24 protein-coding genes and 2 riboswitches are annotated in these 22,867 nt (G+C 52.8%); of the genes, 2 read left to right on the plus strand and 22 right to left on the minus strand.

The genetic code is table 11. The features are described 5' to 3' along the window. Positions 1–20: 20 nt before the first annotated feature. The 6 genes from MKX63_RS29585 to MKX63_RS29610 all read right to left on the minus strand — a co-directional run bounded on the left by MKX63_RS29585 (position 21) and on the right by MKX63_RS29610 (position 3,626). Complete coding sequence (locus MKX63_RS29585; RefSeq protein WP_179090458.1) at positions 21–182, minus strand: hypothetical protein; 162 nt, start codon at positions 180–182, stop codon at positions 21–23. Positions 183–278: 96 nt separating this feature from the next. Beyond that, positions 279–1,001, minus strand: coding sequence for a 7-carboxy-7-deazaguanine synthase QueE (queE, locus tag MKX63_RS29590; RefSeq protein WP_341022231.1), 723 nt, complete (start codon positions 999–1,001; stop codon positions 279–281). Then, positions 994–1,476 (minus strand): 6-pyruvoyl trahydropterin synthase family protein, encoded by a 483-nt coding sequence (locus MKX63_RS29595; protein WP_341022234.1) that lies wholly within the window; start codon positions 1,474–1,476, stop codon positions 994–996. Before MKX63_RS29595 ends, queE begins: the two co-directional genes overlap by 8 nt. Further along, positions 1,476–2,141 carry a 7-cyano-7-deazaguanine synthase QueC gene (gene queC, locus MKX63_RS29600; protein WP_076158075.1) on the minus strand — a complete coding sequence of 222 codons (666 nt, stop codon included), beginning with the start codon at positions 2,139–2,141 and terminating at the stop codon, positions 1,476–1,478. Before queC ends, MKX63_RS29595 begins: the two co-directional genes overlap by 1 nt. 45 nt (positions 2,142–2,186) lie before the next feature. Further along, on the minus strand, positions 2,187–2,687 hold the full coding sequence (gene queF, locus MKX63_RS29605; protein WP_341022235.1) for a preQ(1) synthase: 501 nt from the start codon (positions 2,685–2,687) through the stop codon (positions 2,187–2,189). 82 nt (positions 2,688–2,769) lie between these two features. Further along, a riboswitch (PreQ1 riboswitch) is annotated at positions 2,770–2,813 on the minus strand. 72 nt (positions 2,814–2,885) lie between these two features. Further along, positions 2,886–3,626 (minus strand): ZIP family metal transporter, encoded by a 741-nt coding sequence (locus tag MKX63_RS29610; protein WP_341022237.1) that lies wholly within the window; start codon positions 3,624–3,626, stop codon positions 2,886–2,888. 176 nt (positions 3,627–3,802) lie between these two features. On the opposite strand from MKX63_RS29610, the gene MKX63_RS29615 reads away from it, so the two are divergent. Next, entirely contained in the window at positions 3,803–4,138 is a 336-nt protein-coding gene (locus tag MKX63_RS29615) for a hypothetical protein (RefSeq protein ID WP_341022238.1), read from the plus strand. A gap of 96 nt (positions 4,139–4,234) precedes the next feature. Here MKX63_RS29615 and murB read toward each other — a convergent pair whose 3' ends face one another. From murB to MKX63_RS29685, 14 genes are all read right to left on the minus strand, one after another. Further along, positions 4,235–5,149, minus strand: a complete 915-nt coding sequence (gene murB / locus MKX63_RS29620; RefSeq protein ID WP_341022240.1) for a UDP-N-acetylmuramate dehydrogenase — start codon at positions 5,147–5,149, stop codon at positions 4,235–4,237. Positions 5,150–5,315: 166 nt separating this feature from the next. After that, positions 5,316–6,125, minus strand: coding sequence for a (2Fe-2S)-binding protein (locus MKX63_RS29625; protein ID WP_341022242.1), 810 nt, complete (start codon positions 6,123–6,125; stop codon positions 5,316–5,318). A 9-nt stretch (positions 6,126–6,134) separates the two neighbouring features. Further along, on the minus strand, positions 6,135–6,941 hold the full coding sequence (locus tag MKX63_RS29630) for an ABC transporter ATP-binding protein (RefSeq protein ID WP_341022245.1): 807 nt from the start codon (positions 6,939–6,941) through the stop codon (positions 6,135–6,137). Between the two features lie 187 nt (positions 6,942–7,128). After that, complete coding sequence (locus tag MKX63_RS29635) at positions 7,129–8,946, minus strand: APC family permease (protein ID WP_341022246.1); 1,818 nt, start codon at positions 8,944–8,946, stop codon at positions 7,129–7,131. Between the two features lie 129 nt (positions 8,947–9,075). Then, positions 9,076–9,236: riboswitch (cyclic di-AMP (ydaO/yuaA leader) on the minus strand. 226 nt (positions 9,237–9,462) lie between these two features. Next, positions 9,463–9,897: a disulfide oxidoreductase gene (locus tag MKX63_RS29640; protein WP_340993133.1), complete on the minus strand. Its 435-nt coding sequence runs from the start codon at positions 9,895–9,897 to the stop codon at positions 9,463–9,465. Then, positions 9,894–10,658, minus strand: a complete 765-nt coding sequence (locus MKX63_RS29645) for a DsbA family protein (protein ID WP_341022247.1) — start codon at positions 10,656–10,658, stop codon at positions 9,894–9,896. Before MKX63_RS29645 ends, MKX63_RS29640 begins: the two co-directional genes overlap by 4 nt. A gap of 93 nt (positions 10,659–10,751) precedes the next feature. Continuing rightward, a complete protein-coding gene (locus tag MKX63_RS29650; protein ID WP_341022249.1) occupies positions 10,752–12,671 on the minus strand; it encodes a sensor histidine kinase in 1,920 nt (639 codons plus the stop codon). A 179-nt stretch (positions 12,672–12,850) separates the two neighbouring features. After that, the gene (locus MKX63_RS29655) at positions 12,851–14,167 is read right to left on the minus strand and encodes a hemolysin family protein (RefSeq protein WP_341022250.1); all 1,317 of its coding nucleotides are present in this window, start codon (positions 14,165–14,167) and stop codon (positions 12,851–12,853) included. A 315-nt stretch (positions 14,168–14,482) separates the two neighbouring features. Then, positions 14,483–14,884 carry a spore coat protein GerQ gene (gene gerQ / locus MKX63_RS29660; RefSeq protein ID WP_341023346.1) on the minus strand — a complete coding sequence of 134 codons (402 nt, stop codon included), beginning with the start codon at positions 14,882–14,884 and terminating at the stop codon, positions 14,483–14,485. 183 nt (positions 14,885–15,067) lie between these two features. Next, a complete protein-coding gene (locus MKX63_RS29665) occupies positions 15,068–15,490 on the minus strand; it encodes a cell wall hydrolase (protein WP_036695386.1) in 423 nt (140 codons plus the stop codon). A 240-nt stretch (positions 15,491–15,730) separates the two neighbouring features. Next, positions 15,731–16,129, minus strand: a complete 399-nt coding sequence (locus MKX63_RS29670; protein WP_036695387.1) for a DUF2500 domain-containing protein — start codon at positions 16,127–16,129, stop codon at positions 15,731–15,733. A gap of 186 nt (positions 16,130–16,315) precedes the next feature. Then, positions 16,316–16,492 carry a hypothetical protein gene (locus MKX63_RS29675; RefSeq protein ID WP_341022253.1) on the minus strand — a complete coding sequence of 59 codons (177 nt, stop codon included), beginning with the start codon at positions 16,490–16,492 and terminating at the stop codon, positions 16,316–16,318. A 328-nt stretch (positions 16,493–16,820) separates the two neighbouring features. Further along, complete coding sequence (locus tag MKX63_RS29680; RefSeq protein WP_341022255.1) at positions 16,821–18,113, minus strand: WD40/YVTN/BNR-like repeat-containing protein; 1,293 nt, start codon at positions 18,111–18,113, stop codon at positions 16,821–16,823. A gap of 29 nt (positions 18,114–18,142) precedes the next feature. Further along, a complete protein-coding gene (locus MKX63_RS29685) occupies positions 18,143–19,528 on the minus strand; it encodes an APC family permease (protein ID WP_341022256.1) in 1,386 nt (461 codons plus the stop codon). Between the two features lie 193 nt (positions 19,529–19,721). Between MKX63_RS29685 and MKX63_RS29690 the strand changes: the two genes are divergently transcribed. Next, entirely contained in the window at positions 19,722–20,651 is a 930-nt protein-coding gene (locus MKX63_RS29690; protein ID WP_341022259.1) for an L-lactate dehydrogenase, read from the plus strand. Between the two features lie 280 nt (positions 20,652–20,931). Here MKX63_RS29690 and MKX63_RS29695 read toward each other — a convergent pair whose 3' ends face one another. Both MKX63_RS29695 and MKX63_RS29700 read right to left on the minus strand, forming a co-directional pair. Beyond that, positions 20,932–21,861, minus strand: coding sequence for a tyrosine-type recombinase/integrase (locus MKX63_RS29695; RefSeq protein WP_341022260.1), 930 nt, complete (start codon positions 21,859–21,861; stop codon positions 20,932–20,934). 35 nt (positions 21,862–21,896) lie between these two features. Further along, positions 21,897–22,808, minus strand: a complete 912-nt coding sequence (locus tag MKX63_RS29700) for a LysR family transcriptional regulator (RefSeq protein WP_341022262.1) — start codon at positions 22,806–22,808, stop codon at positions 21,897–21,899. Positions 22,809–22,867: the final 59 nt, after the last annotated feature.

A 22,867-nucleotide genomic window follows, 5' to 3' on the forward strand; every position in this document is an offset into this window, starting at 1 on the left:
TTCTATAATGATATTACCCTCTACTCTGGAAGCTTCTCAGAGATTACCAGAATAAATGTGGCAAGCGGTCCCAGCAGCAACGACAACAGAAACCAGTTCATTCCGCTCCGGTTCTTTCCTTGCGCCAGTCCGGCATTAATCAGAGCCAGTGTACCCCAGCCTGCATAATAACCATTCTCCATTATAATTCCTCCCCAGTTTCCTGCAAATAGTAAAAGACCGGGCCTCCCTTCCCAGGAAGCCCAGTCTTAAGTATAGCTAATTTTTATGAGAAAATCTTACTTTCCCCGCTTATTATGCCAGATCAGGGCGTGCAGCTGCGGCAGCACGCGTGCACGGTTCATCTGCGTATCGGCAATGACCTGCCCGAACAGCCATTCCAGCCGCCCCAGCAGACGGCCTGAAATGTCGCCTTCCTCGGTGACGTTATCGTTGCCCGGCTGCAGGAACAGCGGGACCTCAGGGTACCTGAAATGTACCTTACGGGCATATTCATAATCCTCCTGGTTAAATACAACCACCTTCAGGCTATGTGCTGACTTGCCGTTATCAGCGACTCTACGCATAATCTCATCCAGCTTATCCCAGTCCGTGTGCATCCCGGAGCTGGGCGGCTTCGGGCTGATCGTCAGCACATCCACCTCATGGAACCAATCCTGCCAGCGGCTGCCCTGCGTCTCAATCGCCGCCTGAATGCCGCGTTCGTGGAGCAGGGAGATGAACGCTCCCATCGCCTCCCCGATCAGCGCCGGGTTCCCACCGGAGATGGTGACACAGCCGAAATTCTCCCCGGCCAGCTCCAGCAGCCCATCGAGAATCTCCTGCGGCGTAAGCATCGTCACTTTATCCTTGGCCGAGCCGTCCCAGGTGAAGGCGGAATCGCACCAGCCGCAGCGGTAGTCGCAGCCGTAGGTGCGGACGAACATCGTTTTGACGCCAATAACCGCCCCTTCCCCTTGAATCGTCGGGCCGAACATTTCAATCACGGGGATTCTACTCATGATCGCAGCCACCATACAGCCGGTAAGCCGGTCCCTCCCCGGGAATATCTGCTGCCAGCACTTCAGCCCAGGAGGTCGGAGTCTCCCATAGCTTGACTGAATACACCGGCAACGCCGCTTGCTTCAACTCATAGGCAATGTAGGAAGACAGATTCTCTGCTGTGGTGCGGAAGGAGAGCAGAGCGACCTTGGAGCCTGTTGCGATTAGTGTCTCCAGCACAGGCTCATTGCCCATCGCCAGAAAAGCATGATCCAGCCGTTCAATCACCGCCTCCTTTACAGCCGCCTTAATATCGCTGAAATCGATGACGAAACCTTCATCCGACTGCCCTTCCTCAACAGACGGCACACCCTTCAGCACTACCTCCAGCTTGTAGGTATGCCCATGCAGATTGCTGCATTTCCCTTTGTGTCCGATAAGCTGATGTGCAGCATCGAAGGTGAAAATTTTGCAGACGGCTACTTCGCCCCGCATTATAGTCCCGCCTCCTGACGCTCTGCCTCATATTGCTCCAGACCGCGCTGACGCAGGAGACAAGCCGGACAGGTGCCGCAGCCGCTGCCAATGATTCCGTTATAGCAGGTCAAGGTCTGCTCCCGGACATAATCGAACTGGCCCAGCTCGTCTGCCAGCTTCCAGGTTTGCTTTTTGTCCAGCCACATCAGCGGGGTATGAATGACGAACTCCACATCCATCGACAGATTAAGCGTGACATTCAGCGACTTCACGAACACATCGCGGCAGTCCGGGTATCCGCTGAAGTCCGTCTGGCAGACCCCGGTGATAATGTTGGAGTAGCCGAGCTGCTTGGCCAGAATGGCCGCGAAGGACAGGAACAGCAGATTACGTCCATCCACGAACGTACTGGGCAGCTCCTCTCCCTCACCTGCGGTAATGTCAATATCATCCCGGGTCAAGGCGTTCGGGGCAAGCTGGTTCAGCAGCCCCAGGTCCAGAATATGCTGCTTCACGCCGAACCTCGCGGCAATTGCCTTCGCGACTTCAATCTCGGCCGCATGGCGCTGATTATAATTGAACGTGACCACCTGAACCTCCTGGAATTCCTGCAATGCCCACGCCAGGCAGGTCGTGCTGTCTTGGCCGCCGCTGAAGACGACTAATGCTTTTCTATTTACCATAGTGATCTCTCCTCCTAATGACTCTGCGAAGCTGGTTCCTGCGGATTAACGGTTGTCCACTTTCTCAGGATACAGATCATGATTCATCAGCCGGTGTTCGGCCATCGCCTCATATTTGGTTCCCGGACGCCCCCAGTTGCAGTAAGGATCGATGGAAATGCCGCCGCGCGGTGTGAATTTGCCCCACACTTCGATATAACGCGGCTCCATCAGCGAGATCAGATCATTCATAATAATGTTGACACAGTCCTCATGGAAATCCCCATGATTGCGGAAGCTGAACAAATAGAGCTTCAGTGACTTCGATTCTACCATCCGGATATCCGGAATGTACGAGATATACATCACCCCGAAATCCGGCTGACCGGTCACGGGACACAGGCTGGTGAACTCGGGACAGTTGAATTTGACAAAATAATCCCGGCCGGGATGCTTGTTATCGAACGCCTCCAGAATTCCCGGATCATAGCCGAACTTGTACTGCGTGCCTTGGTTGCCCAGCAGGGTAACCTCCTGCATTTCCTCTTGCGTTCTGCCTTCTGACATGACAAAAAACCCCTCTCTTTTCCCTAGGCTCATAGCCTGAACTGGAAAGAAGAACGAGATTTCGAAAACCTGGCTCTACTAAGATAGCTTAGTTTTTTATAGAGGGAGTTCGCGAACCTCTCCTGCGCGCGGCGCAGATTCCTTCTTTATCTTGGTGCGTCTTGAACTATACCATGATTGCAGCGGGCTTGACAACCCTCACAGCTGATCCAGAATCAGCGAGCACAGCAGTCCCATTGCAGCGATGAACCCCGTGAGCGGCCCCCCTTCTTCGTAGGCTTCGGGCATCATGCTGGAGGACACCATGGCAATAATTCCTCCTCCGGCAAAAGAGGCAATCACCGCTTCCGTATAACTGCTTGCGTGATCCATGAACGCATACCCCGCCCCTGAGGCCAGAGTGGAGATAGCGAGTACGCCGAGCCACAGCAGCATTATCTTGCCTTTGCCATAGCCGTCCTGCTTCAGGCCAGCCGTGCTGGATAAGCCCTCGGGAATATTGCTGATGAAGATGGCAATGACCAGCAGTACGCTAACGCCCTGACCCGCAATGAGACTTGCGCCGATCATGATCGATTCAGGAATCGCATCCAGTACCGTTCCTGCGAAAATTGCCAGCCCACCGCCCTTGGCGTCGCTCTTCCCAGATGTGGCTCCGGCTGAGCGCTTGCGTCCGGCTCCGCCCTTGCGCGAGATCAGCCAGTCGAACACCGTGAACACCAATGCTCCGGCGGTGAACCCGATGATCGTCGGGGGCAGCCCGCCGTCACTGGCAGAATCCTCTATCAATTCATACGCCGCCGCGCCGATCAGCACCCCGGTCCCGAATGCCATAATGAAGCCGATCAGCTTGCTTCGAATCCGCAGGAATAAGGCCACGAGCGCGCCAATCAAGACTGCCGAGCCGGAGACTGCGCCCCATAATAATGCGTTTCCCATTCAATTCACCTTCTATATAAGATATTGGCATCCTTACAATGCATAAGAATAGTTTACACACGAATGAAGGAAGGCAAACACCCTGCATAGTACAACTAAATTGCACGGATTCAATTACACTCAAAGGGGTAACTTAGAATTAACAATCTCTATTAACTGAAGGATGGGATCATACTATGGAAGCAAACGTACAGAAGCTTATCGATTGGCTGGAAGCCCGTAAGGATACAACGCTTGTCATTAAGAAAAGGGAGCTGGAGGATCTGGATACCGTTCATTTCAAGCTGGAGACCGTTGACTACCGGAACGCTGACGATGTCATTGATGATTATCTGGACAGTGCGGTCATTCTGCGCGGGACAGGCAGTACCCTGAATGCAGATGGAGAGCTGGTGCCCCTACCGCAGCCGGGCTATGAGCTGGCAGTGAGCGGACTGCAGCTTCATGAAGTATCCGAAGCCAAGGTGGAGCTGCAGACGAGCCGGGCGAAATATTCGCTGGCCGTAAGCTGATTATCCGGCGGCTCCGGCCGTAAGAATCTAAAGAGGGTGCAGCTCTAAGCCAACATTCCGGCTCAGGACTGCACCCTCTTTTTCTATAACTATCGCCTATAATTCTTCCCCGATAATCTCCACTTCCGTCTCCAGCTCCACATCGAACTTGTGCTTCACGGCTGAGCGTACATGCTGGATCAATCCGATATAATCACTGGCGCTTGCATTGTCGGCGTTGATAATGAAGCCCGCATGCTTGCGCGACACCTCAGCGCCGCCGATGCGCGTACCCTGGAGTCCGCTCTCCTGAATCAGCTGCCCCGCGAACCGGCCCGGCGGCCGCTTGAATACACTGCCGCAGGACGGATATTCAAGCGGCTGCTTCGATTCCCGCAGATAGGTTAACTCATCCATGGACGCCTTAATTGCAGCAGGATCGCCTGGAAGAAGCTTGAATCTGGCCTCCAGTACAATGTACTGTCCGCTGGCGAAGATGCTGCTGCGGTATCCCCATTCCAGCTGATCGCCGTGCAGGGTGAGCAGCTGGCCGTTCTGATCGATCACGAGCGCACTGTGCAGCACATCCTTCACTTCCCCGCCGTAGGCTCCCGCATTCATATACAGCGCCCCGCCTACCGTGCCGGGGATGCCGCAGGCGAATTCCAGACCGGTCAGCTTCTGCTCCAGCGCATAGCGTGAGACATCGATAATCTTCGCCCCGCACTGCGCGTAGAGCAGCCCCTCGCGGATGCCCATACCGGACAAATCCGAGGTCTGGAGCACGATGCCGCGGATGCCTCCGTCCCGGATAATCACATTGGAGCCATTGCCGAGAATCGTAAGCGGGATCTGATGATCATGGGCATAGGCGTAGATGCTCTGGATCTCTTCATATGTAACTGGGGCAGCCAGGATATCTGCTTCGCCGCCCATGCGGGTATAGACCAGATTCTTAAGGCTCTCCCGTCGTTTCAGTGAGCCTGCGGTAACCAGCGGCTGCAAATCCTCATATATGTTGTCAATATTCATTCTTCATGCTCCTACTCTATGAACAAGATAATGGTGGGGCTCATCGCCGGGCAATCACGCTTCAGCAACCACAACTTTATCAACGAACAGGCTCCCTTGTCAATGACAGGAGCCTGTTAAGAAGCTGCATACAGCATTATTATGTTTCGAATTTTCCAATTATACCCTATTTGCCTGCTGCAGCGCACCCGGAACGGAATTCCTCCCGCCGCGCGGACCGCTCCCCCTCTTTCATCCGGGGACAGGTATAACACAGCCTCCCGCCCTCAGTCCGGTAATACATGCAGCAGCGGTTACGCATTTGAACCGTCTGCTCCGGGTCCGTGAGCGATTCGATTCTCCGCACCTTCACCTGGAACGGATTCCGCGGCATCCCGAATACGGCAGCGGGCAGCTCATCCTTCAGATAGGTGTAATCCTCCTCCAGCCGGTGTAGCAGGAGCGGATCTGTAAGCTCAGCGGCAAAGGCTTCCGCATAATAATTGAATTTGGTCGGCAGCTGTCCCCAGATCTCCCCAAGCGAAAGACCGCTCACCTGTGAAGCCTTACGGATCAGCGGCCCGGCTGTGCTCTGGTAGAAGCTGGTGAGCACCTCACTACGCCAAGCCTTTCGGCCCGGCTCATCTACCGGAGCTTGTACCATCCCCCATTCACGAAGAGAGAAGGCAACACGGCAGTAGCCGTCGGCCGGAACCAGATGCAGCTGAAGATTCCGTAGACTGAAATCCGGTACGTACAAGAAGCCGGTCACTGAATACTGGACAGCGAGCGCAATCATGCTCAGATAACCGCCGAAATACGCGCCGGCCGCTTTATCGTCAAGCGCCTTCATCAGCGGCCGGTAAGCCTCCATGAAGGTCCTCATTCCCGCCTCTTCTGCCAGTTCAGCAGCTGAGAAGGAATACACCGCTCCCTCCGGCACCTCAGAATGGAGATCAAACTTGGAGCTGTATTCTTGCCTCAGGAATTCATTCATGCTGCCGTCCTACAGCCCGACTGCTTTGTATGCAGCCAGCTCATAAGGCAGACACAGCGGCACACCTGTACGCGGATCAGGCACAATATCCGCCTCAATGCCGAATACCTCACGCAGCACCGCCGGTGTCATTACCTCGTTCGGAGCGCCCTCGCTGATTACATTGCCGGATTTGATCGCAACCATATGCTGCGCATATCGGGAGGCATGGTTCAAATCATGGACAACCATAATGATCGTCCGGCCTTCCTGCTCATTGAGCTTCTGCAGCAGCTGAAGCACCTCCAGCTGATGGGCCATATCCAGGAAGGTCGTCGGCTCATCGAGGAATAGAATATCTGTCTGCTGTGCCAGCGCCATGGCGATCCAGGCCCGCTGCCGTTGTCCGCCGGAGAGACGGTCAATCGGCCGGTCACGGAATTCATTCATGCCGGTCAGCGCAATCGCATCGGCAATAATGCTGCGGTCTTCAGGCGTGAGGCTGCCGAAGCCCTTCTGATGCGGATACCGTCCATAGCCTACCAGCTCAGACACCGTTAAGCCGTCAGGGGCGGTAGGATTCTGCGGCAGAATCGCCAGCTGGCGGGCCACTTCTTTGGTGGACAGATTGTGAATGGACTTCCCGTCCAGCATTACACTCCCGCTCTTCGGCTTCATGAGCCGGGCCATCGTCTTCAGAATCGTGGATTTCCCCGAGCCGTTTGCCCCGACAAGCGCCGTAATCTTCCCTGTCGGAAGCGACAGATTCAACCCCTTCACAATCATAGTCTCCGCATATCCGATGCTCAATTGCTCTGTATTTAAACGTTCCGACATGATAACACTCCTCATATAAATGTACTGGAGCAAGGCTCCTCTATGATAATTTCGGCTATACAACAGACAAGCTCAATTACTGCTTATAGATTGATGATATTGATTCTCATTATCTCTGTCAACTAAAACGTAAAAACGGCCGCCTCCGCATGAAGCAGAAGCAGCCGTCTTCCTGTAATCTTCTATATTATTTATGCAAATGGAAAGGAACCGTGGCGATGACAATGTCCTTCTGATTCATTAGATAAGAGCGGATGAACAAGCTGGTCTGATTATGCAGCACTGCCTGCCACCAATGCTTGGTCACGAATTGCGGAATCAGGACGGTAATATGATCCGTTGAAGAGGTCTTCCACTCTACTGTATCGATGAACTTCACCAGCGGGCGGATAATGCTGCGGTAGCGGGAGCGCAGGACGATCAGTCGTACCCCAGGGTTCCACTCCTCCCACTTCTGCTCCATCTTGTGAATCTCTTCTTCATCGAAGCCTACATATACAGCGACGACATTATCAGTCAATGACTTCGCATAGCTGATCGAATGCAGTACTGCGCGGGTCACACCGGCGACAGGAACGACTACGGTGCTTCCTTTGATACAAGGCTTATCGGTAGCCGGACAGATCCGCAGCTGATCGGCAATATTCATATAATGACGGTGAATCCGGTGGAACACAATAATGACAACCGGCAGGAAGATGAAGGCCATCCACACACTGGAGAATTTGGTGATGATGAAGATCATGGTGATCGTTAATGTAGTTAGCATCCCCACCGTATTCACAGCGAACTTGCTCTGCCAGCCTTGCGGCTTCGTCCGGTACCACTGGACCATCATGCCAAGCTGCGACAGCGTGAACGGAATGAATACCCCTACTGCATATAATGGAATGAGTCCTTCCGTATTCCCGTGAAATGCCGCTACCAGCACTGCCGACATCACGCCGAGGAAAATAATACCGTTGGAGAAGCCCAGCCGGTCGCCGCGCACCATGAAGGCATGGGGCAGATATTTGTCTTTGGCGAACATGAACGCCAGCAGCGGGAAGGCTGAGTACGCCGTGTTGGCTGCCAGGAACAGGATAACCGCCGTAATCCCCTGAATGAAGAAGTACAGTCCGCCGCGGCCGAAGGTAGACTCGGTAATCTGTGAGACCACAGTGGCCTTCGCATCGGGCATAATGCCGTACCAGTAAGCGAGCAGCGTAATGCCTGTGAACATCACCCCGAGAATGAGGCCCATGAGCATCAGCGTTTTGGCTGCATTTTTCTCCGCCGGCGCTTTGAAGTTAGGAATCGCATTGGAGACAGCCTCAACCCCGGTCAGAGCCGAACAGCCGGAGCTGAATGCCTTCAGCAGCAGGAACATACTCACGTTCGACACCGCCGAGCCAATCTCAGGAATTTGCGCATGAGCGCCGCCAGTTAAATATTTGAAGATCCCTGCGATAATCAGCACGAAGATGGAGACGACGAACAGATAGACCGGGATAGCGATGAACGAAGCCGATTCGGTCACCCCGCGCAGATTAACAATCGTTAAGAGTACGATAACAGATACCGCTATGAGGACACTATGATTATGCAGACTTGGAAAAGCTGAAGTGATCGCATCCGTCCCCGCCGAGGCGCTTACGGCCACCGTCAGAATGTAATCCACCAGCAGCGAGCCGCCGGCCAGTAAGCCGGTATGCACCCCAAGATTGCTTTTGGCGACAATGTACGCGCCCCCGCCCTGGGGATAAGCGAAGATCGTCTGCCGGTAGGACAAAATCAGAATAGCCAGCAGGCCCAATACGGCTAATGCGATTGGCAAGGAGTACCAGATGGCGGTGAACCCGGCGGCCACCAGTACGATTAGAATTTGTTCTGTTCCGTAGGCTACAGACGAGAGCGCATCAGAAGACAGGACAGCCAGTGCTTTCACCTTGGATAACTTTTCATGATCGAGTTCGTTCGACTTCATCGGACGCCCGATCAATAGTCGTTTTACCTTGCTTACCATTGTAGTAACAGTTCCTCTCTTGGTTAAGTTGAAACGGGCTTTCCCTGCGCTGTTTTCATAAGTGGATTTCATAAATGCAGGCACCAAAATAAGCATACGGAAATGATCCGCATGCCTTAGAGTGCATGGTCATTATCCCACTTGTAGCTTACGAGGTTAGCTGGCGGATTCGGACTGTGGTAGCCCTACGGTTACAGGCCCTTGCGGCCCGTTCCGATTCACCCCTTTTGGCCTTGGCCAAAGTGTGGTTCCCCCGTTTTTCCATCCGGAAAATTCAGCGCATATTCAACTTCTCACAAGGACTAATATTAAGCTACAACGCGTCTTCCGTAAAGCGTGGAAACAAATGAAAAAAGAATGAAAAGCACTCAAAACAACCAAATTCATCATCCGGTATGTCTTGGTCTTTCATTCTCTTTCATTATCCCTTTAACACGTGATTTTACAGGGTTTTTGTATATTATTTTTTGCTAAAATTAAGGGCATTCTCTTCTCTTCCTTCTGCCCCTCAGCTTCTTACTCCGCAGGCTCCTCCTTGCGTCCTGTCCAGAGCAGAATGGAGATTAAGGCAAAGGCTATAAGTGCAAGCAGAGGGACCGTTACAAATCCGAACCAATTCAGATAGTCCTTGTTGCACGGTACGCCGATGGTGCAGGGAAGCACCTTGCTAAGGGCGGGAATTTTCTGCTCTGCATAGTGATAAATAGAGATGCAGCCCCCGATCAGACTAAGAGGAAGCACATAAGGAATGATCCGCTTGTCCGCCCGGTAGGTGGCGATCCCCAGCAGGAACAGCTGCGGGTACATGAATATCCGCTGGAACCAGCACAGCCTGCACGGCTCGTAATGCAGGACCTCACTGAGATACAGGCTACCCGCTACAGCCACCACACAGACGAACCAGGCCAAGTACAGACAATTACGCCGGCAGAAGGCAGAGAAGGCGGTCATTGGGCGGCTCCTGCTCCCGCTGCTGCTGTTGCTGCCTGAATCTGGGCATCAATCGCCTCCATATTGAAGGGCTCCTTCACCTTGATGCCGTTCACATACAAGGATGGCGTATTCGTTACGCCCGTATCGGTGCCCACCTGAATATCCCGGTCCAGCTCCTTCTCATAGGTACGGTCATCAATATCCTTACGTAGCAGATCATAATCCACCGGCAGGTCCAGCTGCTTGGCAAGACTCACCAGGAAGTCAGATGTAGCCCACTCCTCTTCTTCATTTCCCTGATTCGCATAGATCGCATCAAAGTACTTCCAGAACGCTTCCTGGTTCTGATGATACACCGACAGCGCAGCCAGGGAGGCTGTTCTGGAATCCTTGCCGATAAAGGCCAGATTCACGAAATAGAAGGCCGCTTTATTTTGGTCCACATAACCTTGAACGATCTGCGGTTTGATCACACCGGTGAACTGGGCGCAAGCCGGGCATTTGAAATCGCCGAATTCCACAATTTTGACCGGAGCATCCTCCTTGCCAAGCCGCATCATTTCGCTGTAATTGAAGGCAACTGGCTTACTGTCTGTACCGGCAGGCGAAGAGTCCTTCGAAGCCAGCATGAATAAGCCTACAAAAATAATAACGACAATAGCTACCGTACTCACGATCAGAATTCTCGTTTTCTGCTTCTGCTGTTCCTGCTCTGCCCTGCGCTTCTCCTGCTTGCTCATCTGGGGAGCCATGACAGTGTTCTTTTTTGTTTTGCTCAAAGAGAGTTCCTTTCCGTCCTCAGGACTGTCGTGATAAAAGAATAGTTACTTTCAAAGTATATAATGTTAACTCTCTTGTTGGCAATCGCTGTCTTATACGGCTTCGTTCTCGTCTGCCGATTTCCCTTCCCCGGTATCCTTGCCGAAGAATACCTCAGGGGAATGCTCCTGCGACTGCAGCTTAATCCTGAAGAAGAATTGTGTGCCGCCACCCTCTGCCGGTTCTGCCCAGATCTCCCCTTGCATCAGGTCTACCAGCTTCTTGCAGATCGCAAGGCCCAGACCTGTACCGGGGTATTTGCGGGTATGCGACCCGTCCACCTGGGAGAAGGACTGGAAGAGCAGCTGCAGCTTATCCGGAGAGATACCAATGCCTGTGTCGCGCACCATGAATTGCAGAGCCTGAGCGGTCTCTCTGACGCCATAGGATTCCACCTTCACCATTACCGTACCGGATGGCGTGAATTTCACCGCATTACCGATCAGATTGATCAGAATCTGGCGGACACGCGCCGCATCCCCGGTGAACTTGTCGGGAAGCCCCTCTTCGATCTCAAGCTTCAGGGATAACGGCTTGTCTTGTGTGCTCACCGTGAACAGATCCATACAGCCTTGGAGCAAAGCCCTTAGCCCGAAAGTATCTTTGTTCAGCGAGAGGCCATCCGCCTCCAGGCGGGAGATATCGAGAATATCGCTCATCACATGCAGCAGAGCGTGGCTGCTTGTACTCTGAAGCCGCAGAAGCTCCAGATGCTCTGGATTGCTGATCTCCTCGGCCAGCAGCTGGTTGACGCCGATAATGCCGTTCAGCGGTGTGCGGATCTCATGGCTCATGGTGGCGAGGAACTCGCTTTTCATCGTCACAGCACTCTCCGCGGCATCCCTGGCCTCCAGCAGCTCATACTGATACTTCATCAGAGCAGTCACATCCTCGGCCACAATATAGACCCACTGCTCCGTATGATGCAGCAAAGGAAAGACGGTGACACTGCAGATCAGCTGCTCCCCGCCTTTGCTCCGGACCTTCAGCTCCAGCTTGGAGGACTGCCCCCGTGAAGCGCGTGTTACAGCATCCCGTACGGCCGCTTCATCCCGTTCGCTGTACAGGATCGCCTTATAATTCCCCAGTTCTTCTCTGCTATATCCGGTAATGGCCCGAAGAGCAGGATTAGCACTGATAATCTTCTTTCGTGCAGGATCAATACAGATCACCATATCAGGGTTATGCTCGAACAAGGCAGTATACCGCTGCTCATTGAAGGCTGCAGACTGGAGTATCCGCTGCCGGTCCCTGTACAGCAGAGCAAGGACAATCGACACAATGAACAGGAAAGAGCCGCAGAGAATCATTGCCAGTATGGAGTCCTGTAAATAAAGCACTTGTCCGGCAGCACTGGATTGTTCTCCTATGGGGAATGTAGCGCCCGCCATGGCAGCGTAATGAATGCCTGTGAACGCGCCGGTCAGGGTCAGGACAAGCAGCAGCTTTTTGAAGCTGAACATATTATAGGCCTGCTCCAGCCATTTCGGATCATAAGATGCGGTGACCACCGGGACAATCAGGGCGAACAATACCGCCAGTGTAATAGAGAAGGCGCCTTGCTCATAAGTTGCCGTAAGTCTCATCGACAGAATGCCGCTGAAATGCATAATCAGGATGCCGCTGCTGAACAAGAGTCCGCCCAGAGCCAGATAGACCCTGCTGCGGGTGTGCGGGTTATTCAGCATAACTAACAGCATATAAGAAGCTGCGACGGGGATCACTAGAGAGAACGCCAGGAGAGGCAGATTATACGATACAGGAACGCCCATTTCCATTGCGCGCATCCCGATGAAATGCATGCTCCACAGGCCTGTGCCAAGCACCAGAGAGATGAGCAGGATGAACCGGGAGCTCCGATGGCCGCGAAGCAGACGTTCCGTCAGGTCCAGCGCCGTGAAGCAGGAGAGAAAGGCTATCGCAACCGACAAGAGGACAAGCAGATCATTGTATGTGTTAAAAGGATGCTCCAACGCTCCCGCCCCTTTCTTGAATCGGATAGATTACATGTATTTACACTTCCTTACCCGCCTTAAATCCGGCCGAATCGCAGTAACGCCAGTACAATTCATCCTTATTATGACAAAAAATCTTATAATAACAAAAAAGCATAGCGCTATCGTAGCGCCATGCTTATATTGTATGCAGCAACTTATGCTCCGGCTTCTTCCGTCAATAACTGCAGCTTCAGCAGCTTAATCCGGGAAATCCGCTTATTCTCGGTTTCTTCGACCACGAATAAATGATTGTCGAACTCAATGGACTGGCCCTTTTGCGGCGGATTGACCTCCAGCTTGGAGTACAGCCAGCCGCCGATTGTATCATAGTCATCAGTCTCCATATGAATTCCAAGCTTGTCGTTAATCTCTTCAATCAGCATCAGTCCGTCAACGGAGTACTCATCCTCTCCCAGCTGTTCAATGCCGGGCCGCTCCTCGTCGAACTCATCCTGAATCTCACCAACAATCTCTTCCATAATATCCTCCAGTGTAACCATCCCCGAGGTACCGCCGTACTCATCAATAAGAATGGCGATCTGGGTCTTGGCACGCTGCATGACCTTCAGGAGGCTGCTGATCTGAATCGATTCCGGTACCGTCAATATCGGACGGATCAGTTCACTATAGCTCGGCGCCTTCTCCCGGATCATATCCTTAATATGAATGAAGCCAAGAATATGGTCCTTGTCACCGTCACAGACCGGATAACGGGTTCTCATGCCATCGAAGGCAATCTCCAGATTCTCCTCCGTCTCCAGATGCGTGTTCAGACAGATCATCTCGGTACGCGGAATCATAATCTCCCGGGCCATCGTGTCGGCAAATTCGAAAATATTATCCACCAGTGTCATTTCTGTGTTGTCGATCAAGCCGCTTTTGTTACTCTCCTGCATCAGAATGCGGATTTCTTCCTCCGTATGTGCAGTAGCCAGCTCGGAAGCCGGCGTCAGACGGAAGATCCGCAGCAGTCCCCGGGCCAGCCCGTTAACCACCCAGATAAATGGAAACATGATCCGGTAGAAAACGTTCATCGGTCCCGCAGTTAACAGAAGCACCGCCTCAGCCTTGTTCACAGCAATGGTCTTCGGTGCAAGCTCGCCGAGTACGATATGGAGAACTGTGATGAACATGAAGGCAATAATCAGGGAGATGACAAATACAGTCGTTTCATCAAAGCCCAGACCTCTGACCAGCGGCCCCACAATCGTGGCCACGGCCGGTTCTCCCAGCCAGCCCAGTGCAAGTGAAGCAAGGGTTACCCCTAGCTGGCAGGCCGACAGAAATCCATCCAGATTATGGACGATCTTACTTGCGGCCAGTGCTCTCTTGCTGCCTTCCTCAATCAGCGATTCAATGCGCCCGCTGCGCACCTTCACCATCGCGTACTCCACCGAAACGAAAAAACCGTTAAGCAGCACAAGCAAAATAATAAGTCCTACATGTAATATACCGGGTAAAGGGTCGCTCAATTTATACTCCTATCCACCGTAATCTGTACGGCTGGATAGGCCCACCTCCTTCGTTTGCTCAAAATATCAGACTCGATTACGCTAAGAGAACCCTTGCGTATCAATTCCCCAATGCCCTCATCTCCTATACAAAATCACGGATTATAAATAATACTTTCATTATATAAATATATTAGGTGAAACAGCAAGCATGCGTGTCCCCTCGAAAAATACAGCATATGTACGTACGGGAGCATAAGTAACGGCTGACCGCCTCAAACCAAGGCGGACAGCCGTTTTTGGACGAATCTATGGATAAATGGCCGGAAAACCGGTTTAGCAGTTGCGCACTCCCAGCGGATTCCCGATAACGCCCGGATATTGATAGACAAGCGGCTCTTCGAAAGTGGCGTAATCAAAGTTAACCATCAGCAGCACCACCCGCTGTCCGGTAGCCCGGTCGCTGATAATCAGGTGGTCACGGCCCGCAGCTTCAAGCACCCCGGTATAGACCTTGGCATTCCAGTCTTTGTTATTCTCATATGTGAAATAGAAGGTGCCCACTTTGCCCAGATTCAGGCGGAAGATATTCTCCACATATGACTGTTCAAATACGGGCGCGGCCGTGGAAACCACTGTGCCGCCGGGCATCATGGGACTTCCGCTGCTTACCTGAGGCGGCATGGCGGCCATGGTGCCCATGTTCCCCATATTTCCCATAGTGCCCATAGTGCCCATTTTACCCATATTGCCGATTTTCCCCATGTTATTCATGTTGTTCATATTGTTCATGTTCTCCATATTGTTCATATTGTTCATGCTGCCTGCTGGATTGCTGCCCATCATATAAGGAACTGGGCGGTACGGTTGAACGATCATGTACGGATTACCTCCTAAAGTGTAATAATTGCATTGTTTTGCCTAATATACTGCCGGACAATCCCCCTGTGTCGGAGTGAAGAAGCAGTGGGCCTTGTAGCGTCCGGTATTCTGCTGATTGTACCAGGTTGCCGGGCAATCGCCGACAGGGCGGAAGAACCAGAGCGCATTCGAGGCCGGCCAGGTCCGCTCCCCGTTAATCGCACGTTTCGCCAGCCGGATATCAGCTTCCCGCGCCCGCTGGTAGAAATAACCCTTCTGCGGGGCTTCGAAGCCGCCGGGGCTCTGGTACACCATGTCGTTCACACTGCGGATATTGTTGAAATCCAGACAGTTGCCAAGAATCCGGTTCACGCCGACATTGCCGACCATCAGCATGCCTGACTCCCCATCCTCTTCAGCCTCGGCCCGCATCAGCCGTGCAAGCACTCTTACGTCCTCCGAGTTTGTTTTGATGACAGCCACGCGTTCTCCTCCTTACATTCTTTTCATTGACGGGTGAAGCTGTGCAGACTATTGGTTTCTCCGTTGTTCTTTTGCTGCTCGCTGTATTGTATGTGTATTCGCCCAGGAGGTGACAGTCTGCAACCAATTTCCTGCACCCTCCCCATTCGTGCCCATGCCGGCAACACGCAAAAAAACCCCTTGCTCCAGAGCGGGAACCAAGGGGTTACAATCGCCATCTATAATGCATTGCCAACTTAGCTACTCTGCCGTGGAGTAATGAGGACGCCGCTGAAAGCCATGATACCGGGTCCCCTGATACGTCAGTATGCCTTGGTCTCCCTCAGCGCTCATCCCGTATTCCTGTCCCTCCACCTTGAATTCCCTGCGCACCCCATCCTCAGCTTCATAAGTCAAATAGTAGGTGGTGCTGGTCCGGCTGGAGAGACTATCCTCCTGGGACTGCTGCTGGCGCACTTCGGTCCGCTTGCTCACGATACGGGCGGGAATGGACTGCAGGGGGGCTTTATTGTTCCGGCTCCACTGAAGCAATCCCCGGCCCGCAGACACAGCGATGATCCCCACGACCAGAGCGAGAAAGACCGGCAATACCGTTCCTGTAAAATCGAACAGCCAGGATGGATCACTTCCCGTTCCCATTGTCTCTTCCCCCTTATTCCCAAGTAGTTAGCCCACCTGCCCATATAGGCTTCTCTACATGTATATGCCTCTTGTCTGCAAGACAGCACCGTTAGAAACGCAAGTAGAAACGGCAAAAAGACCATTCAGGTTCCGGTACTGTCTGGAACTTAAATGGTCTTCTATAATACCCGAACGGCGGTTACATTAAGCATGTACGAGGTCTAACAGTTGTCTGGTTTCGTTCGCTTCTTCCGGCATCATGCCGTTGTCTGCCCAGCAGGCTTTGCATTGTTCTTCAGTCTGGCACAGGTGAGCATCATCGCAGTTATAGCACAGTTGCATCAGGTTTCTAGTCATATAATTCGTTTCAAAAGTTGTCATTGTAATCTCTCCTCTTCGGGTTGGAAGTTTGTTTGAAAGTTTGTGAAAAAAGTAACTTGTTCTCTATGTGTTAAATATATCACAGGATTCAGAATTTGTCATGTGATTTTTTTCACATTTTTAAAGAAAATTTTAAATAAGATTTTTCCTTATATTGTAGAGGCCTTTAGGCAGATTTAATGCAAGTGGAAACGGCTTTGCCGTCCTTTTTAAGGACGGTACCGTTTCAGCGGAAAATAGAAGGATAAGTTATCGTGTGCAACATATAAATTCTTATATTTTTAAAAAAAGAGGCTATCCGTCAGAACGGATAACCTCTTGCAGGGTATTACATTACACGCCAGCTCTCGCCGCCGTTGGTGGTCTGAAGCAGGATCGACCTGCGTTCCTCCTCCTTCGAGATCAGCAGCCAGCCGACATCGCTTGAAATGAATTGCAGCTTCACTACCTCCGGATATTCCAAGAGCTTGGACTGCAGCACTGTGCTGGCCGGAAGGGCCGTCCAGGTCACTCCCTGGTCCACCGTCTTATAGAGCAGGTTGCCTTCCAGCGACCATCCTGTCACGGCATTCAGGAAGTCGGGTGCCACATTCCGGTTCATGCCGGAGAGCGCCGGCCGCCCGAATGTGGTGAACTTCCAATTCTCTCCCCCATTGGCGGTAAAATAACCGTTAAAGCTCATGCTGCCTTCTTTGTCCTTCTGACAGCCAACCGGCATCCAGCCCCCGGCTGCATTCTTCCCGAAAAACTCAGGGACACCCGTAACCACCCGGTCACATCCGGCAAAGCTATCATTGACCAGGAATTCCGAACCGGGTACCCAGGTCGCCCCTCCATCCCTGGTCATATAGATCTTCGGCAGAGCGCCAGTCTGCAGCATAACAAACCCGCGGCTCTCGTCATTAAAGATCATCCCGGTCGTGACCCCGGCATGCGGAATCGAACTAGTCGGCAGATTCGGATTATACTGCTCATTCTGCATCACCAGATTCCAGGTGGCTCCGCCATCCTTGGTAGCATATAAGGCTTTACTCTCTTTGGTGGCACTAGCGTCCCACTTGGTCATCAGCCAGCCGCTGCGGCTGGAGCTGAAATAGATGGAGGACAGCTTGTTGGAATCAGGGAACGCTGAGATCTGCCAGCTGTGTCCCCCGTCTGTGGTGCGCAGCACTACGGTCTCGGTGGAGCCGAATGAACTGCGGATAATCCAGCCGTGCTCGGGGTCGGTGAAGAAGATCTCTTTGCCGTAGACCGGATTGCTTAGAAATTGCACATTCGTGGCTGGTGAGATATTCGCCCACGTCTTGCCGTTATTGAGCGTCATGTACATTCGCAGCTCGTTGCGCGTTACCCCCCAGGCCAGTCCCGCCGAGGAGTTGAGCAGCCGGAAGTCGGTCAGCCGCGTCTGAATCTGGTATTTCTTTGCGTTCTCAGGTTCGACATTCTTGTTATCCGGGGTGATGACCGTAATCATCTGCCCTTCTTCCGGCGCTTCAGTCGGCTGAGGAGGTCGGGTAGCCTCCGGCTTAGGGGCGGACGAGCAGGCCGAGAGAACCAGCAGAGTCATAAGAAGCATCAACGCCACACTTAGAATCTTGGAATATGAAGCTTTGGCTGACAATGCGCTCTCTCCTTTTCTTCATATAATAATTATTTCTTCGTATTCAAATTACTGCGTTTGTAGCCGTACAACGAGTAGATCACCAGTCCGAACGCTACCCAGATGATGAAGCCGATCCAGGTCTCTTTGCCGAGATTGTACATTAAGTAGCCGCAGCCTGCCGCACTAAGGAGTGGAACCAGCGGAACCCAAGGAACCCGGAAGCCTCTACGGAGATCTGTCTTCGTCCGGCGGAGCATAATGACCCCGAGTGACACAACCAGGAAGGCAAACAAGGTACCGATACTCGTCAGATTCGCCAGCCTGTCCAGGGGAACGAAGCCGGTAAGTACAGCGATCAGGCTGCCCACCATCCAGGTGCTGCGCACCGGAGTATGCGTCTTGGCGCTAACCTTGGACAAGCTCTTCGGCAGCAGCCCGTCACGCGAGATCGCGAACAATAGCCGGGTCTGGCCGAACAGCATAACCAGCAGAACCGTTGTCATTCCGGCAATCGCCCCGATGGAGATCAGTCCGGCGATCATATTCTGGCCCACAAACCGCAGCGCAAAGGATACCGGATCGCTGACATTCAGGCTCTGATAAGGCACAATACCGGTCAGAACCAGGGATACGGCGATATATAAGACTGTGCAGATGGCCAGGGAAGAAATAATTCCGATCGGAAGATCACGCTGCGGGCGCTTCACTTCTTCTGCGGCAGTTGAAATGGCATCAAAGCCGATATAGGCAAAAAATACAGTAGCCGCGCCGTTCATTACGCCATGAATCCCAAACGGCAGGAAAGGTGTCCAGTTCTCCGGCTTCACATAGAAAATACCGGTGATAATGAACAGCAGCACTACGGAGATCTTGATTGCCACCATCACTGCGTTGAAGCGGGCGGTCTCCTTAACCCCCCGTGTCAGCAGATAGGAAATCAGCAGGATTATAATGACGGCAGGCAGATTGATGAACGTTCCCTTATCCGCATTATACGCTCCAGACAAAGCTGTCGGCAAATGTATCCCGAAGCCCTCCAGCAGCCCCTGGAAATAACCGGACCATCCGCTGCTTACCGCTGCGGCAGCAACCCCGTATTCCAGTACAAGATCCCAGCCGAGCACCCAGGCCAGCAATTCGCCGAAGGCCACATAGCTGTAGGCATAAGCACTGCCGGAGACCGGCAGGGTCGAAGCAAATTCGGAATAGCACAAGGCGGACAGCACGCAGGCAATCCCCGCGATGATGAAGGACAGCACCAGTCCCGGACCGGCATGCTCTGCAGCAGCCACACCCGTCATTACAAAGATCCCGGTGCCGATAATAGCGCCTACCCCAAGCATCGTCAAATCCAAGGCGCCCAGTGTCTTGCTAAGCTTCTCCGCTCCGGCATTCTGGGGAATGGCCAGCGGTTTTTTGCGGAATAAATCCATACTTCAGTTCGCTCCTGTCAAGTGGTTGAGTGGATAATAGAAAAACCTTAGTTAGCTTACCCAATTTCGGGTAATGGATGAAAAGCGGACAGCTTGAAAACACTATCCCTAGCGATTATGATGGATAAGATTGGACAGCAAGTGGAACGGCTCTGCCTTCCTTATACTACCAAAATACAAATGCTGGAGGAGATTGAACATGGCCCCATTTAAGCCCAATCGTGTTGTAGTCATCGGTACCGGTGCAGTCGGAACCACTACAGCCTATACGCTGCTGCTGCGTAAGCGCATGCCCGAGCTTGTACTAATTGATGTGAACCACCAGAAGGCGCTTGGTGAAGCGCTGGATATGAACCATGGTATGCCTTTTGTAGGAGGCGTGAAGCTATGGGCCGGTACCTATGAGGATTGCCGCGAAGCCGACATTATTATCGTCACAGCCGGAGCCTCCCAGAAGCCTGGTGAAACCCGGATCGACCTGCTCCGCAAGAACATCTCGATCTTCAAAGATATCATCCAGAAAATCACGAAATACAATCATCATGCCATCCTGCTGATTGCAACCAATCCGGTCGATATCCTGTCATACGCTACCCTGAAGATCAGCGGCTTCGACCGCAGACGGGTTATCGGCTCAGGAACGGTCCTCGACAGCGCCCGCTTCCGTTACCTGATCGGAAAGCACAAGGAGATTGATCCCCGCAGTATTCATGGACAGATCATCGGGGAGCATGGCGATTCCGAGCTGCCGGTCTGGAGTCTCGCCAATGTCGCCGGGATTGATCTGGGCTTCGATGAAGCCGAACGCAAAGAAATCTTCGAGGATACGAAGAATGCCGCTTACGAAATTATCGATGCCAAGGGGTCGACCTCCTACGCCATCGCGCTCGCACTGGACCGCATTGTAGCGTCCATCCTGAACAATGAAGGCTCCGTTCTGAATGTCTCCACATTGCTGAACAACTACAACGGCGTCTCCGATGTGTTCCTCGGCGCTCCATGTGTAGTGGACCGCTCCGGGGTGCGTGAGGTACTCGATCTTCCGCTCAGCGAAGAAGAACAGAGCTTATTCCAGCAGTCCTCTGACAAGCTCAAGAGTGAAATTGCCAAGCTGGAGCTGTAATCTCAGCCGAAACAAGTCGGCCGCCAATCCGCAGGGATTGGCGGCCTTTTTTTGAAAGCTAAGCATTGAAATCTAAGCATCCAAGCATTTACAAACCGCGAAGACGCGTTAAGCGACTAAAGTGAATGTTGCGGTTGATTTCACAATCCGTTTTTCCCTTTCTCATGGTAGCAATTCATAGACAAGTTGTCATCATAAAAATGCACATTCCATGTAATTTATGCGTTAGGGTATGAACAAAAGTTCATACTTCAAGTGATATGAATGCTGGACAAGCCGATTACAGGCTGCCGCTCAGCTTATCAGGGCTGCTGATTTGCAGCCGGGACATCGCCTCTTCCTTCTCCCGGCTCGTAATATGCGTATAAACTGTAGTCGTCTGAATGGACGAGTGACCCAGCAGCTCCTGCACGGTCCGCAGATCTGCCCCTTTACGCAGCAGCATGGTGGCGAATGAATGACGCAGCTTATGACTCGAATAGGCACGCTGCTGTGATGAGGGCAGTCCGCTCTGGAAGCGGCTGAAGGTATCCGCAGCAATGCCCTGAATTCCCCGGATCGACAGTCTGCGGCCCTTCTGCGAGATGAACATCGCCTCTTCTTTGCTCCGCCAAGGGACCAGCCGGTCTGCAACCGCCTGATCAAGATAAGGGGCCACATCCTCCGGCACCGGAATGCCCCGCCATTTGCGCCCTTTGCCGAAGACCCGCAGGGAACGTCTGTCTACATTATAATCACTCAAATTTAGCGTATGTACTTCCCCAACCCGCAGCCCCATATAGGACATAAGCAGGAAGACTGCCAGATTGCGGCTTCTGTACTTGCCGTTCACCGCCGAGAGGAAACGCTCCAGCTCTTGCTCCTCCAGATAGACCGGCTCACGGTTTTTGTCGGTCTTGGATTTCTTGATGCCTGCCGCAGGATTAATAGATAACAGCTCCAGCTCGGACAGTGCCTTGAACAGACAGTTGACCGAGGCATGCTTGCGGTTACGGGTGGAATCACTGACGCCCCGCTCACGGACCGAGGTCAGGTAGGACACCACATGCAGTTTTTTTACCGTTCCCAGCTCCCTGCCGTTCAGACTGTTCAGGAATTCCCGCACATCGGCAAGGTAGGATTTCTGGGTGTGCGCTGTATAACCGGCATCCTTCATCCAGATCAGGAAGGCCTCCAGCTCTTCTTCGTATGTTAACTCCAGCTCATTCATAATCTGTCCCCTCCCTCATAAGTACAACTATTATATCATTCCTCCGTAGCAGCTTCCCTCCATCCGGCAGCATGCTTCTCTACCATTCTGAGGAACTCACTGAGCGCAGGAGATTTCCATTTCTTGTTATGGTAAGCGATCTGGGTGGCTACCCGCTGCGACTGGTCATTCCAGTTCAGCCGGCTCAGCTTGCCTTCCGCCAGCTCGCGCTGTACCGTAATCTGCGGCAGAAATGAGAGGCCGAGGCCGGCCATCACGCACTGCTTGATCGCTTCAATGCTCCAGAACTCCAGATTCGGATCAGGAAAGACGCCGTGGCTGTTCAGATGACGTTCAAATAAGGTGCGATAGGTGCAGCCCGCCTCGGTATGCAGAATGGTTACATTCTTCAGCTGCTGCGGCTCCACTTCAGCAAGCTCCAGCAGCGGATGATCCAGCGGAGCCACCAGAGCCATGGCTTCATGAATCAGCGTCTCACAGTACATATCCTTATATTCTGTTTCCGGCTGCAGCAGGAAGGCCAGATCCAGCTCCCCGGAGCGGATGAATTCGGTCAGCTCCCAGCAAGCTCCCGGCTTCAGGGTAATCTGCACCTGAGGATAACGGCTGCGGAAATCCTTAATAATACCGGGAAGCCGGAAGGCCGCCAGGGATTCCGGTGCGCCAATCCGCAGCGAACCGGTTATTTCGCTCCCGGACCGGAGGGCATTCTCAGCCATCGTGTGCATTTTGGAGATTTCCTGGGCATACGGCAGCAAGCGGCGGCCTGCATCCGTGAGCATAATCTTTTTGCTGATCCGGTCGAACAGGGGCTGCTTCAGCTCTGCTTCCAGCGCCTGAATCTGAGCGGTAATGCTGGACTGGGCATAATCCAGCTTCTGCGCAGCGCGGGTGAAGCTGCCGGTCTCTACCACAACGAGAAAGGTGAACAGATGCTTCGATTCCATGGCGGACCTCCCTTTGACCCATCGGTTTTTCGAATGGATGTTATTTGTTAATTCCGGTT

The organism is Paenibacillus sp. FSL R7-0179 (assembly GCF_038002265.1).
GTDB lineage: Bacteria > Bacillota > Bacilli > Paenibacillales > Paenibacillaceae > Paenibacillus_AQ.